The sequence below is a fragment of the Nitrospirota bacterium genome (assembly GCA_040757335.1).
Taxonomy (GTDB): domain Bacteria; phylum Nitrospirota; class Nitrospiria; order 2-01-FULL-66-17; family 2-01-FULL-66-17; genus JBFLXB01.
In genome coordinates this window covers 202,375-216,732 of record JBFLXB010000001.1, presented here as the reverse complement: position 1 = coordinate 216,732, position 14,358 = coordinate 202,375, and the positions used below count along the sequence as shown (strand labels likewise).

General features: G+C 64.7%; 13 protein-coding genes. All 13 read right to left on the bottom strand.

What is annotated here, in order from left to right; all coding sequences use genetic code 11:
* Window positions 1-51 precede the first annotated feature (51 nt).
* Window positions 52-1,170, bottom strand: a complete 1,119-nt coding sequence (locus tag AB1451_00990; GenBank protein MEW6681489.1) for an ABC transporter permease — start codon at window positions 1,168-1,170, stop codon at window positions 52-54.
* Window positions 1,170-2,273, bottom strand: a complete 1,104-nt coding sequence (locus tag AB1451_00985) for an ABC transporter permease (GenBank protein MEW6681488.1) — start codon at window positions 2,271-2,273, stop codon at window positions 1,170-1,172. Before AB1451_00985 ends, AB1451_00990 begins: the two co-directional genes overlap by 1 nt.
* Window positions 2,270-4,207, bottom strand: coding sequence for an ATP-binding cassette domain-containing protein (locus AB1451_00980; protein MEW6681487.1), 1,938 nt, complete (start codon window positions 4,205-4,207; stop codon window positions 2,270-2,272). The genes AB1451_00985 and AB1451_00980 overlap by 4 nt, the downstream gene beginning before the upstream one ends.
* A gap of 4 nt (window positions 4,208-4,211) precedes the next feature.
* A complete protein-coding gene (locus AB1451_00975) occupies window positions 4,212-5,162 on the bottom strand; it encodes an efflux RND transporter periplasmic adaptor subunit (protein MEW6681486.1) in 951 nt (316 codons plus the stop codon).
* A gap of 23 nt (window positions 5,163-5,185) precedes the next feature.
* A complete protein-coding gene (locus AB1451_00970; protein MEW6681485.1) occupies window positions 5,186-5,803 on the bottom strand; it encodes a hypothetical protein in 618 nt (205 codons plus the stop codon).
* Complete coding sequence (locus tag AB1451_00965; GenBank protein ID MEW6681484.1) at window positions 5,803-6,255, bottom strand: universal stress protein; 453 nt, start codon at window positions 6,253-6,255, stop codon at window positions 5,803-5,805. Before AB1451_00965 ends, AB1451_00970 begins: the two co-directional genes overlap by 1 nt.
* Before the next feature lie 59 nt (window positions 6,256-6,314).
* A complete protein-coding gene (locus AB1451_00960; protein ID MEW6681483.1) occupies window positions 6,315-8,777 on the bottom strand; it encodes a heavy metal translocating P-type ATPase in 2,463 nt (820 codons plus the stop codon).
* Window positions 8,778-8,804: 27 nt separating this feature from the next.
* The gene (locus AB1451_00955) at window positions 8,805-9,029 is read right to left on the bottom strand and encodes an SHOCT domain-containing protein (GenBank protein MEW6681482.1); all 225 of its coding nucleotides are present in this window, start codon (window positions 9,027-9,029) and stop codon (window positions 8,805-8,807) included.
* Window positions 9,030-9,143: 114 nt separating this feature from the next.
* Window positions 9,144-9,866, bottom strand: coding sequence for a lycopene cyclase domain-containing protein (locus AB1451_00950; protein ID MEW6681481.1), 723 nt, complete (start codon window positions 9,864-9,866; stop codon window positions 9,144-9,146).
* A 59-nt stretch (window positions 9,867-9,925) separates the two neighbouring features.
* Window positions 9,926-10,570, bottom strand: a complete 645-nt coding sequence (locus AB1451_00945) for a hypothetical protein (GenBank protein ID MEW6681480.1) — start codon at window positions 10,568-10,570, stop codon at window positions 9,926-9,928.
* 41 nt (window positions 10,571-10,611) lie between these two features.
* On the bottom strand, window positions 10,612-11,364 hold the full coding sequence (locus AB1451_00940) for a copper resistance protein B (GenBank protein MEW6681479.1): 753 nt from the start codon (window positions 11,362-11,364) through the stop codon (window positions 10,612-10,614).
* A complete protein-coding gene (locus AB1451_00935; protein MEW6681478.1) occupies window positions 11,364-13,127 on the bottom strand; it encodes a copper resistance system multicopper oxidase in 1,764 nt (587 codons plus the stop codon). Before AB1451_00935 ends, AB1451_00940 begins: the two co-directional genes overlap by 1 nt.
* A 32-nt stretch (window positions 13,128-13,159) precedes the next feature.
* Window positions 13,160-14,344, bottom strand: coding sequence for a methionine adenosyltransferase (locus AB1451_00930; GenBank protein ID MEW6681477.1), 1,185 nt, complete (start codon window positions 14,342-14,344; stop codon window positions 13,160-13,162).
* Window positions 14,345-14,358 lie beyond the last annotated feature (14 nt).

Genomic DNA, 14,358 nt, shown 5'->3' with positions numbered 1-14,358 from the left:
CTGATTCACAGACCAGACCCTCTCTGTGGATTGCTCGAAGACCCGCTCGTTTTAATGCATGCGACGTCGCAGATGCAGGATGCCGCCGGCCAGCAACACCGCTGCAATCAACACGATCACGGCGAAGGAATGCCAGAGGACCTCCATTCCCACGCCCTTGAGAAAAATACCGAGGATGGCCTCCATGTAGTGCGTCAACGGGCTCAACTCCGCCAGATATTGGAACCCGACCGGCATGCTCTCCACCGGCACCAGGGTTCCGGACAGGAACAGCACGGGAAACAAGGCGAAGAACGACATCAGCAACGCCTGCTGCAGGGTGTCCGCAAAGGTCGCGACCAGAATACCGATGCCCATGCTGCTCACCAGAAACACGGCGGAGAAGAGAAAGAACAGCGCGAGACTCCCGCGCATCGGCACCCCGACCCAGGCGGCGATGAGCAGGCTCGGCACGAGCGCCAGCAATCCGACGAGCAGCATGGGCAGCATTTTGGCCACGAGCAGCTCAGCAGGTCTGACGGGCGTGACCAGCATTTGCTCGATCGTGCCCGATTCTTTCTCGCGCACGATGCCGGCCGCGGTGGTGATCACCCCCACCATCATCCCGGCCAAGGCGATCATGGACAGTACCATGAAGTACGCGTACTTGAGCTCGGAGTTGTACCAGATGCGCGGGCGGTGTTCGACCGGCAATACCGGCGGCTCCGGCACCGACGCCTGAAAGCGCTCCAGGGCGTAGGCCTGCACGATGCGCTGGGCGTACCCCTGGGCCACGCTGGCCGTGTTGGCGTTCGACCCGTCGAGCAGGAGCTGCACCGACACCGGCGTCCCGGCGGCCAGGCGGCGGGAAAACTCCGGGGGAATCACCAGCGCCGCCAAGGCCTTGCCGCGGTTGAGCAGGCCGGCGATCTCCACATCCCGCGTGGTCTGATGGTTGACATCGAAATACCCCGAGCTGCGGAACCGCTCGGCAAGCAGGCGGCTGGCGGCCGAGCGATCGAAATCCGCCACCACCGTGGGCAGGTGGCGCACGTCGAACGACAAGGCGTAGGTGCACATCAGGATTTCCACCGTATACAAGTAGACGATGAGGAAGAGCATCAGTCGGTCTCGCAGGAACTGGATCAGCTCCTTGCGCATGACCGCGGCCAGGCGTCCGGCGTCGATCATCAGGCCACCTTCTTGCGGAACTGCAAGGTCGCAACGGCAAATACGATCGCCGTGTAGACCAGCAGCAGTGCGAACTGCGGCCACACCACCTCCAGCCCCACGTCCTTCATCAGAATGCCACGCACAATTTCGATGAAGTAACGTGCCGGGAACAAATAGGTGTACATCTGCATCATTTCCGGCATGGTGAAAATCGGAAACAGAAACCCGGAGAACAGAAACGAGGGCATGAGGGTCACGATGAGCGCAAGCAGCATGGCCACGAGCTGGCTGCGCGTGACCGTGGAGATCAAGAGGCCCAAGCCCACGGTGCAGACGACGTAGATCGTGGTGGCCGCCAGAAACAGCAGCAGGCTACCCCGGAATGGGATCCCAAACCCCCACAGGCCTGCAACCAGGATCAGGAGCATCTCGACGAAGGCGATCACGGCGTACGGCACCATCTTGCCGGCGATGAACTGGTACGGCTGGATGGGCGAGACGAAGATCTGTTGTACTGAGCCAGCCTCCTTTTCGCGCACCACCGCGAGCGCGGTGAGCAGCGGCGGGAACGCCATGAGAATGACCCCGAACAAGCCGGGCACGATGTAGTTCACGCTCTTGAGGGGCGCGTTGAACCAGACGCGGGTTTCCACCGTGACGGGGGCGGCGGCGTGGTGCACCCGTTCCAGGTTATAGGCGTGGATGATGGCGGCGGCATAGCCGGCGATCACCATGGCCGTTGCGGAAAACGAACCATCCACCAGCGTCTGAACCATGGCCGTCTTGCCGGCGGCGAGCTTTTGGGAAAAGTCGCTTGGAATCACCAACACCAGCCGAGCCTGACCGCGGTCGAGCAGTGGCCCGATCTCTGTGTCCGCACGGATCTCGTGCGCCCGCCGAAAATAGCCCGAGTTCGGAAACGCGTCGATCAGCGCCCGGCTCTCCGCACTATCGTCCTGGTCGTAGACGGCAAGTGACGCGTCTTTCACATCCAGGGACAGGGCCGAACCGAAGAGATACAGCATGATGAGCGGCAGAGCCACGGCCACCCAGATGGTCACCGGATCACGGCGGATCTCGCGCACCTCCTTCCGCATGACCGCGCCGATCAAGCTTCTCATGCAGTGTTTCCGGCCTGGGCTTGGGCTGTTTCGAGGCGGGCTTGCTCCATCTCAATGAAGGCGATGAAGACGTCCTCGATGCTCAAGGGCACGCGCTCGACCCGGTGAACATGATGGCCTTCCCGCTGCAGGCGATCGACAATCCGCGGCCGAGCCGTCTCCGCGTCATCGACCAGGAGATGCAGTCGATCGCCGAAGAAAGAAGCTCGGATCCCTTCCGCCTCCTGGAAGATCGCGAGCGCCTGGATCGACTGATCGCACTCCAGCTCGAGCATCTCCCCGGCGCGCATGCCGGTTCGGAGTTCTTCCGGCGAGCCCAGAGCAATCAGACGCCCGGAGTAGAGCAACCCGAGGGTGTGGCAATGCTCCGCCTCGTCCATATAATGGGTTGTCACAAACACGGTGACCCCCCGGTCGGACAAGTGGTAGATCAGATCCCAAAACCGCCGCCGCGACAGCGGATCCACGCCGGCCGTGGGCTCGTCCAGAAACAGGACCTCCGGTTCGTGCAGCACGGCGCAGGCCAGGGCAAGCCGCTGCTTCAACCCGCCCGACAGGGAGCGCACTAGCCGCGTGTCCGCGCCGCTGAGCCCGGCCAGGGTCAGAGCCCAGTCGCGCCGCGCCGGGAGTTCCGCGGCCGGCACGCCGTAGGCCCCGGCGAAAAACGCGATGTTCTCGCCCACCGTCAGGTCCTCATATAACGAAAACCGCTGTGACATGTAGCCGATGCGCGCCTTCACCGCCTCAGGTTGCCGGCCGACATCATAGCCCGCCACCGTGGCCTGGCCCGCGGTGGGCGCAAGCAGGCCGCACAGGATGCGGATGGTCGTGGTCTTGCCCGACCCATTGGGGCCGAGGAATCCGAAGATCTCGCCGCGCCGCACCGAAAAACTCACCCGGTCCACGGCAGTGAACGCGCCGAAGCGCATGGTCAGGTCCTGCGCTTGCACTGCGACTTCAGCGCCCGGTCTCGCCGAGGCCGTAGCGGCTGCCGGCGGAGCCACCGCCGCGGTCTCTGCCAAGCGCGTGACGAACACGTCCTCCAGGCTGGGAGCGACCGGACGGATCTGCGCGACCGTCACGCCGCGTGACTCGAGCAGGCGGCGGAGGGAAATGTCCGACACGGCGCCCTCCGCCGCATGGAGGTGCAGCGTTTCGCCGAACACATAGGGACGCGCTTTCGGCAGGGCCTGCTGCAAGACCGCGAGCGCCTGACGCTGAGGGCGCGCATTGAGTTCGATCATGCGGCCTGGAAGTTGGGAGCGCAGCCGCGCGGGGGCGTCGCAAGCGATGAGTCGGCTTTCGTGCAGCAGCGCCACGCGCGTGCAGCGCTCCGCCTCGTCCATGTACGGTGTGGACACGACGATGGTGGCGCCTGTCGTGAGCGCCTGATACAGGATGGTCCAGAATTCGCGGCGCGACACCGGGTCTACGCCCGTGGTCGGCTCGTCCAGGATCAAAAGCTCGGGCTGATGGATCAGGGCGCAACACAGCGCGAGCTTTTTCTGCATGCCGCCAGAGAGGTGGCGCGCAGCCCGGCCACGATGCGGCACTAGGCGGGCGAACTCGGTCAACCGCCGCGTGCGCTCGCTTCGTGTCGGCTCCGGTACCCGGTGCAGGTCGGCGAAGAATTCCAGGTTCTCGTCCACGGACAGCCGCCCATACAGACTGAAGGCCTGCGACATGTACCCGAGACGTGCAGTAACCTCCGACGCCTCGCGCACGGTATCGTACCCAAGCACCGTCGCCGATCCCTCGGTGGGGTCGAGAATGGCTGCGAGCATTTGCAGCGTGGTGGTCTTGCCAGCCCCGTCGGAGCCGAGCAGGCCGAACACCTCGCCGCGGCGAACGGAGAGCGACAGCCCCTGCACAGCCGTGCGCTCGCGGTACCGGCGCGTGAGCGCGTGCGTTTCGATCACGGCCGGCCCGTCCACGATCCTATCGCCCCCACTCGGCCTCGGGCAGCCAGCGGACCAGCGCGTCCGCCGGCATACCCGGCTTGAGAATCCCCTCGGGGTTTTTGATTTCCAGCTTGACGCTGTACACCAGGGTCACGCGCTCATCCGGCATGTGCACGTCCTTGGGCGTAAACTCGGCCTTGTTCGCAACCTCCGTCACGGTCGCCTCGAACGGCCGGTCGGGAAACGAGTCCACGTACACGCGTGCGGGATCGCCGAGCTTGACTTTGCCGATGTCGCGTTCCGGCAGGTAGATGCGGAGATACGGTCTGGCCAGATCCACGAGCACCACCAGGGGCTTGCCGGGGAACACGAACTCGCCCACCTCCGCCGCCCTGGTGGTCACCGTGCCCGACACGGGTGCGCTGATGCGCGTCTCGGCCGCGACGGCCTGCGCCTCGTCCCTCGCGGCTCGAGCCGCGGTCGCCTCGCCCCGGGCCGCGCCCAACAGCTCGCGCGTGGCAACGAGTTCCCCCTCGGCTGCGCGTACCGCGTTCTCCGACGCGTCGAGTTGCTGTCGGGAGATGGCTCCACTGCGCGCCAGGGTTTGATTGCGCTGGTGATCGGCACGCGCCGTGACCGCGTGGTGTTCCAGAGTCTCCAGGCGTGCGGAGAGCTCTTTGATCCGTTGCTCGGCGGCCCGCAGCCGGCCTCCCGCCTGAGCCAGGCGCGCCTGGATCTCCTCGGCCGAGAGCTCCGCGATCAGCGCCCCCGCCTCCACGCGATCGCCTTCTGTGACCGCCATCTTGGCGAGGCGTCCCGACACCTTGCTGCTCACCGTGACCTCCGTCCCCTCGATCCGGCCATACCCCTCCAGGATGCCCTCCGGCAAACCAGACGGCGCAAACCAGCGCCACGCAAGCCAAGTCGCGCCGGCCACCACAAGCAAGAGCGCCACCGCCCAAAGCCCTCGTTGCATCTTCGCCGTCACGGTTCGTCTCCTTCCATCCCTCATCACCCCGTCCGGACAGCGAGATCCCGGCCACACTTCATACAGAACGGCTTGACCGAGCCCTTGCGTCGTTTGGGCGCATCCGGCTGACAACACTCGTCACAACCCCCAACGAACCGCGATGCCGCGGTCCCCATCTCCGCCACGTCGTAGCTCAGCACCGCCGAGACGTTCACGCGGCAGACGTTCGGCTCCCGCAGCAGCCGACGATACAGCGCGTGCGGCGTCCAGACCCAGTACGGCCGTCCGAGGAGGTAATTCGCCAGGGCGGCGCAGGTCATCCAACCGCGCGCCTGACTCGAGCGTCCGGGGATGGCTTCGCGGACCAGCAGGACGTCGCCTTGGGCGCCCCAGCGCAGAAATTTCTTCACCTGCTCCGACGTAATCGTGGCCGTGAGCAGTCGCGTCCACCAAGGCTCGAACAAGGTCCATGTCCCATCACCGACCGGCCGCATCGCAAACACGTGCTTGTGGACTTTGTGGACGAACGGATGCCACCACTGCTTGTCGATTCCCGGAACGAAACAGACGAACCAGCTTCGCGGTTCGAGCGGCACCAGTGACCCATCCGGATTGAGCTTCAGCTCGATGTCATCCGTTTCGACGGTTCCGCGACTCATCATTTCCTCACGGTCAGCACCGGACACGGCGCCAGGCGAACGACTCGTTCCGCCACGCTTCCGAGCAGCACATGACGCATGCCGGTTCGGCCATGGGTGCCGATGACGATGAGATCGGCGTTGGCGGCCTCGGCGGCCTTGACGATCTGGTCATAGGGCACGCCCTCGGTCACCCGACCGACGGCCGAAACGCCCTTCCGCTCAGACTCACGGATCAGCCCGTCGAGCATTGGCTGGATCTTCTCCGCCAAGCGCGGGTACAGCTCCGTCCACTGCACCGATTCGGCTACGGCGAAGCTTACGGTATCGATCACATGAACCAGGACGATCTTGGCATCGAACGTCTTGGCCAACATCTCGGCGTAACTCAGGGCGGGCCGGGAATGCTCAGAGAAATCGGTTGGGACCAGGATCGTCGTGATCGCGTGCTTCGCCGTTCTCGCCTTGGGCATCACCTTCCTCCTTGGATCGGTTGGATCGACATGGGGCGGGCTTCGCCTCCTGGCGCTCATCACGCCACGCGGTTTCGCGGCGTCCCTTCGAGAAACCCGGAAATGTTGTCCGCCAAGGCGGCTTGCACCCGATGAATGCCGGCCAGCCGCGTGCGCTTGAGCAGCAGGGCGTTGACCGCCACCAGCGCGGAGCTGCCGGACATGGCGAGCGCCGCCACCTCGGGGCTGATAACGAAGGGATAGAACACGCCCGCCGCGACGGGAAATGCGACGACGTTGTAGGCCACCGCCCACCAGAGGTTTTGATGCATCTTGCGCAGGGTCACGCGGGACAGCGTGATGGCGCCCACCACGTCGAAGGGATCGCTCTTCATGAGCACCACGTCCGCGCTCTCCATGGCCACGTCGGTACCTGTACCGATGGCAAAGCCCACGTCCGCCTGCGTCAGCGCCGGCGCGTCATTGATGCCGTCCCCGACCATGCCGACCTTCTTGCCCTGGGCCTGGAGTTCCTTGATCTTGGCCGCCTTCTGGCCCGGCAGGACGTCGGCCAACACGACATCCAGGTGGAGCTCCGCCGCAATCCGCTCTGCCGTGCCACGATTGTCGCCGGTGAGCATCGCGACCTGTACTCCGCGCGCTTTGAGCGCCTTCACCGTGTCGGACGATGTCTGGCGCACCGCGTCGGCGATCGCGATCAACCCGATGACCCGACCTGCGCGGGTGACGTGCACCACGGTTCGTCCCGCGCCCTGAAGCTCCGAGGCTTTCTCCTGGAGTCCGGCCATGTCCATGCGTTGCTCATCCATGAGCCGACGGTTGCCCAAAAACACGGTCTCGCCGCCGACTTCAGCGTGAGCGCCCTTGCCCTCGATGACAGAAAACCCTACCGGTTTCTCGACGGCGAGCCCGGCGGCGCGGCGGAGAATGGCCTGGGCGAGCGGATGATCCGTGCCTTGCTCCACCGCGGCAGCCGTTGCCAGCACCACCTCCTGCGTCGTGCCGGAAGCCGCGACCACCTCCACCACCGCAGGCTGACCCACGGTGAGCGTACCGGTCTTATCGAACACGATGATATCGAGTTTGGTCGCCCCCTCGAGCGACGCGGCGTTCTTGAAGAGAATCCCGTTCGTCGCCCCCAAACCCGTGCCGACCATGACGGCCATGGGCGTGGCGAGTCCGAGCGCGTCCGGGCAGGCGATCACGAAGACCGTGATCGTCAAGGTGAGGGCGAACAGCACCGGCTGGCCGATCCACCAGAACCAGACGGAAAAGGTGAGCAACCCGATCACCACGGCAATCATCACCAGCCACTGCGAAGCGCGGTCCGCGAGCAGTTGCGCCGGGGCCTTGGAGTTCTGCGCCTCCTGCACAAGCTTCACGATCTGCGCCAGCGCGGTGTCGGCCCCGACCTTGGTGGCGCGATACCGGAAGCTGCCGCTCTTGTTGATGGTCGCGCCGATCACCGTAGCGCCGGGCTTCTTGCCCACCGGCATGGACTCGCCGGTGAGCATGGACTCGTCCACTTGGGACTCGCCCTCGAGCACCTCGCCGTCCACCGGGATCTTGTTGCCGGGACGGATCACGACCAGATCGCCTACGAGGACCTCGGCGGTCGGCACTTCGACCTCGCGCCCATTGCGGATCACCGTGGCCATGGGCGGAGCCAGATCGAGCAGCGCGCGGATCGCCGCCGACGCGCCGGCGCGGGCGCGCATCTCCAGCCAGTGCCCGAGCAGGATGAACACGAGCAGCACCGACACGGCTTCGTAGAACTGCGCACCTTCGAAGAAAAAGGTGGCCCCCACGCTGAACAGATACCCGGTGCCCACGCTGAGCACCACCAGCACCGCCATGTTGAGCACGCCGTTTTTGAGCGCGCGCCAGGCCGCGACCAGAAACGGCCAGCCGGGGTACAGCACGGCAACGCTCGCGAGCAGGAACAGCCACGTATTGAGCGGAAGATCGAACGGCGGCGCGGGCGGGGCGAACATGCCACCCATGGGGGAATACAGAAACACCGGCACGGTAAAGACGAGCGCGACCCAGAAGCGATTGCGCATGTCCCGCGCCATGGTCTGCAAATCCATGCCCGCGCCATGGCCCATCTCGTGGGCCATGGCATCGGCGTGGGCGGCCGGTGCGGCGTGCTCGCGGTGCTCGGCGGCGGTCGGGCGCACGACACCTTCAACGGGCCGAGTCTCGTGCGCAGCGTGTTCCGCATGACCGACATGGGCGGCCGCGGCGCCCGCGGGCAGCGCCACGGCTGCGCCTGGCGGATCCTCGGGCACGCACACGTGCTTCGGCAGCCGCTCGCCGCTACAGTGGTAGCCGCACGCGTGCACCGCGGCTTTGATTGCTTTGAGGTCGGTCACGGTCTCGTCGTAGGTCACGGTCGCGCTGCCGGCCACGTAATTCACCTCGACGCGCTGCACGCCCGGCAGCCGCGAAAGCCGCTTCTCCACGCCACGGGCGCTCAAGGCCGACAGCATGCCGCCGACTTCGATGACACTCGTCTTCATAATCCGGTTCCCGGAGAGAGCATCGGACTAGGTCTTCGGCGCATCGCGTTCAAGCCGCGCCTTGCGCTCTTCGTACTCTTGGGTCGAGAGCTCTCCCGCTGCGTAGCGCCGCTGCAGGATCTGCAGCGGCGTTTCGCGCGCCCGGTGGCGCGGCACTGGGGTCAACAATGAAAAGAACGCTAGGATCAGAACGATCCAAAACAACCACCAGAACACATGCATGCCGAAAAACCCCCAGCCGTCGAAATGCATAGTAGGCTCCTTTCCATCACGGCGCCGGCAGCGTTCTCCTCACAGATCCACCTCCCGTTGCTCGATGGGCAGGCGAGACAACGGATTCACGATGATCTGACGTCCCATAGGGACTTAGCTCACCCCTTTAATGACGACCGCTCCAACCGGCACGACCTTTTGCCACGAGAGATGTTCATACACGCTGGACCACATCATGCCGAAGGTCACGGCGAACACGTACTCCTCGAGTGGCACACCCCAGACCAACACGCCGGAGAGGGCCGAGAGGGTCCAGACCCGTTCGACGTAACCCGGGAACGCCAGATCCAGCAACTGGAAGAACACGAAGTAGAGCAGGAGAAACACGCCGCCGCCGATCCAGATTTTGAGCTTGAGATCCGGCCGGCAGAGCAACGACGCGATGGCTCCCACGAACATGGCGAGGCTCCCGGCATAGATGGGGTTCCAGTTGGTTCCCGCCATCAGGAGCCCGAAGACGAGCATGGGGCTGATCAGCGCGGGTCCGTGAAAGCGGTGGCGGGGATGAGACCGCTCCGCGTGACTCATCGCGACGTGCCGAACAGGCACGATTGCCTCGTACAGCACCGTGCCGATGCCGCCGATGGCAAATGTGAAGATCAGGCTCTCGAGATCAAACCCGGTGCGCTGGGCGAGATCGAACAGGGTCGGCGGGTTCCAGTATTCCGGCACGAAAAGCGGTTCGGTCAGACCCAGCGGCATGGTCCAAAGACTGGTTCGGACCATCTGGGCCCGCCTGGCAGGCTTCAGCAGATACAGCCCGACCCACACCACCAAAAATCCCAGCGACCAGAGCAACCAGGCGTGCCGGTCCATCACCGCCCTCTCAAAACGTGCCTGTGAATCCCTGTGGTCATGCGATTGGATTCCACACCTCAAGGCTCCTGACTCAGATCCCACACCGCGCGCCGCTCCTCTGCGGGATCGCGCCAGACGAGTTCAAGCGTCTTGGTGCCCGGAGCGAGGATGGGATGTCCATCGTGTCGTGCGAACGTCACTACGGCCTCGCGGTGATACTCGCTCGATCGATTCGACTCGGACCAGTTCTCCGCCTCGTACGCGGCCCCAGCGTCCAGCCGAAGTGTGGCCAGCCGCTTCGGCTTTACATCGAAGAGCCGTCCCTTGGGCCCATGCAGCTCCACAGTGAAGACGAGATCGCGGTCAAAGTGATACCGCGCCTGGTATGCCTTGTACCGCGCGTCGGCATCGCGCTCGTCCTTACTTTCCACGGCTGCCAAGGCCTTGAAGAACGCCGCGTCGTTCAGCCGGATTTCCAGGTCATACGCCGGGCCGTTCAACCGCCGCGTGTTGACCTCCCAAAGACGCAGGTAGGCCTTGCCTGCGTCGGAATCGGTGAGCGTTCCGGCATAAACGCCGCCTCCGGGCACATCCGGAGGCTCCGGCATATGACTGACAACCTCCATTTGGACCTTCTGGTCATAGAGATAGGACACCACGACAAAGAGCACGACAACGACGACCAGGCCAGGTCCGATCCATTTCCATGGGTTTTGTGCCATCTTGTCCCTCCTTGTCTCGTTCCCGGTCGGTCGATTCCGATTTAGAACCAGGCCCGGAGGCCGGCGACGAAGGCCACGTCGTCCACGTCCTGTCCATTGCGGCGTGCCATGTCGGCAGTGGGACCGACCTTGGTCTCCCACGAAACGCCCACGTACGGAGCGACTTCTCGCACGATCTCGTAGCGAAGGCGTAATTCCGCCTCCACCTCGGTCACGCCGGAACCAAGACCAAGCTCCTCGACCTCCTGCAGCGCGACGTTCACCTCGACGGACGGCTTGGCGATCAGTCGCTGCGTGATCAACAGGTCGTACTCCGCCTCGAGGCGCGCCGACACGTCGCCCTCATCGCTGACAAACGCGGCCGCGTCCACTTCGAAGAAATACGGGGCAAGCCCCTGGACGCCCAGCACCGCGTAGCCGCGCGAGGGGTTCGGTTTGACGTCGTAGCGTGCCCCTGCCTGTACATCCCAGAACGCGGAAACGGTCCGGCTGTAAAGAAGCTGCAGTTCGGCGTCCGTCGCGCCGCCGTTGACCACGTCCTCGCCTCGTGTCTTGAACCAGACCTTGTCGTAGTCCCCACCGACCCAGCCCTGCGCCTCCCAGCCGAAGGCGTCATTCCCTTTGCGGGCCCGGTATTCGAACTGGTCGGCCTCGACGAATGTCACGTACGTGGGTTCGTCTGAGGGTTCGTCCGCTGCCGCGGGCTCGGCGCGCCAGGCCAGCGCAAGCACGGCCATGAGCAGCACCGTTCCGAACCGCACGATTCCGTGGATCACGTCGCTCACGTTGGCCATCAGTGCGCCTCCGCGCCGTGCTCGGAAACCACCGCGTGCGCCATCATGCCCGCGGCCATGTGGTAGCCCAAGTGACAATGGAACGGCCACGCGCCCAGGGCGTCGGCGGTCATGAGGAACGACAACCGCTCGCCCGGCTTGACGTTGATGGTGAATTTCCGCGGGTTGTGCTCACCATTGCCGTTCTCGAGCTCCATCCACATCCCGTGCAGGTGCAAGGGGTGCTCCATCATGGTGTCGTTGACCAGAACGACGCGCAACCGCTCGCCGTACCGCATCGGGATCGGCTCGGATTCCGAATACTTCTTCCCGTTGAACCCCCAAATGTAGCGATCCATATTGCCGGTGAGATGCAGCTCGATCTCCCGCTCGGGTGGTCGGCGATCGTAGCCAGGCTCGCGGGCCCGCAGATCGGTGTAAGCCAGCACACGGGTACCCGTGTGCTCCAACCCCGCGCCCGGCTCGGCAAGCCGGCTTCTCGGCATCATCGCGACCATGGAATTGCCCTTCCCGTGGGTGTCGGGACCGTGCATAACCGTGGGCGGTTCGGTACTCTCGGCCATGCCCGGCATGGCGTGTCCGGGTTCCTGGTTCATGGCTCCGTGGTCCATCCCCGGCATGGCGCCCATGTCTCCCGGTCCGTCATGATCCATCTCCGGCATGGTAGTCTCTTTCTCCTGCGCCGGGCTCTTCGACGCCATCCCGTGCGCGCCCTCAGCCATGCCCATGTCCGCCATGGTGCGGACTGGCCGCGGCCGCATCGCCGGGATCGGGGCCTCGATGCCGGTACGAGGCGCGAGCGTGCCGCGGGCGTAGCCGCTGCGGTCCATGGCCTCGGCAAAGATCGTGTAGGCCCGATCTTCCTGCGGCGCCACGATCACGTCGTAGGTCTCGGAGACCGCGATGCGGAACTCGTCCACCGCCACCGGTTCGGTGTCCTGCCCGTCGGCCTGCACCACCTCCATCTTCAACCCGGGGATGCGCAGGTCGAAGTACGTCATCGACGCGGCGTTGATGAACCGCAATCGGACTCGCTCGCCCGGCTTGAACAGCGCCGTCCAGTTGGCCTCGGGCGGCTGGCCGTTGATCAGGAACGTGTACGTGTAGCCGGTGACGTCCGCGATGTCAGTCGGGTCCATGCGCATGCGGCCCCAGGCCAGGCGGTCCGACAGCGTCTCGCGCCACCCCTTCTTCCCGATGTCGCGGAAGAAGTCCACAACCGTTGGCTTGTGGAAGTTGTAATACCCGCTCTGTTTCTTGAGCTTGGCCAGGACCCGATCGGGATGCTCATCGGTCCAGTCCGAGAGCATCACCACGTACTCCCGGTCGTATCGAAACGGTTCAGGTTTCGCAGGGTCGATGAGCAGAGGGCTATACATCCCGGACTGCTCTTGCAGTCCGGAGTGGCTGTGATACCAATAGGTGCCGCTCTGCTTAACCGTGAAGCGGTACGTAAACGTCCCGCCGGGATGGATGTGCTCGAAACTGATGCCGGGCACGCCGTCCATGGAATTTGGGACGATCACGCCGTGCCAGTGGATGGACGTGGGCTCGTCGAGCCGGTTGGTGACGTGGAGGGTCACCTCCTCGCCCTCGCGCCACCGCAGCGCCGGCCCCGGCACCGCCCCGTTGATCGTCACGGCCGTGCGCTCTCGGCCCGTGATGTCGACCGTGGTTTGGTCGATCACCAGGTTGTACTCGCCGGCCCAAGCCGAAGCCGTTGCGGCCCATACCGCCAGCCCTATAAACAAGAATCCCTTCATTCGCACCTCCTTCGCCATGTGCTCCCCGTCTCTCAATACAATGTGACACGCTCACCAAGGATCAGATCCGTGATTGTTTCGATTCTTGCCAACCACTCATCAGCCGCTGCCTCGGCCTTGCGGTTCACGTCCGAAGGGACCCCGTGTCGCGAGCCGATCTCGATGGCCGCAACCTGGGGTTGGTCCGTGGGCTCACCAATGGCGGACAGGAGCGTGATGCTGACTTCGTCCACCCCATCGAGGCGTTCGTAGAGATCCTTGGCCATGAGCATGGCCAGGACGTTGTAGACTTTGCCGACGTGCGAGGTCGGATTCTTCCCCGCCGCAGCCTCCAGCGACATACTCCGGTTCGGCGTGATCAGCCCATTGACCCGGTTGCCGCGCCCCACCTGACCGTCATCTCCCATCTCCGCGCTCAGTCCGGTCACGGTGAGGTACACGCCCTGCTCGTTCGTCGCCGCGAGGTCGTCCAGCGTGTTGATGCGAATCGCCACCGGCACGCCGACCTGGTCGGCAAGGTAGTCGCGGATCGCGCGCTTGGTCGCAAAGTACGCGGACACGCTCTCCACGTGGCGGTCCACGAAGGCCAGCGCGATCGTGGCGTGCAGGTCCCCGTTGACCCGGTGCCCCAGGATCTTGAAATCATCCCCGGCAGCCGGAAACGCCGACCTAAATTCCGGCGCCTTCAACAAGCGCGAGAGGGTGAGCACGACTTGCTCCAACCTGGAGTACGGTGCGTACCCGCAGCCGAACGAGGTGTCATTCGCGAGGGGCGCCCGCGCGCCGCGCGCAAACACCTCCCTGAGGTCCGCGCTGCCCTCGCGGATCTCGGTCAGGACTTTGAAATGACCCAAGCCGCAGCGCAGATTCCGCTCCAGCGCGCGCTGCGCAGCCGCTTCGACCAGCCCGCGGACATCGAGCGCCGAGCTCTGGTTGGTCGCTCGGCCGCAGACAATGACCTTGATCGGCTCGAGGCAGATCCCGCCGCCAAACCGCGGCTCGCTTCGCCCTGCCACAACCAAGCCTTTGTCAAGGTTGTGATGCAGAATGTGGCCGTAGGTCTTGCGATACGCCAAGGAGAGTTCGCGCGACGCGGCCTCGCAAACCGTGTCCGCGATGGTGTCCGGGTGTCCGACGCCCTTGTGTTCGCACAATTCGACCGCCAGTTGCTCGATCGGCAGCCGAGATAATGGTGTGACCACGATGTGGCGAGGCATGTCGATCTCCTCGT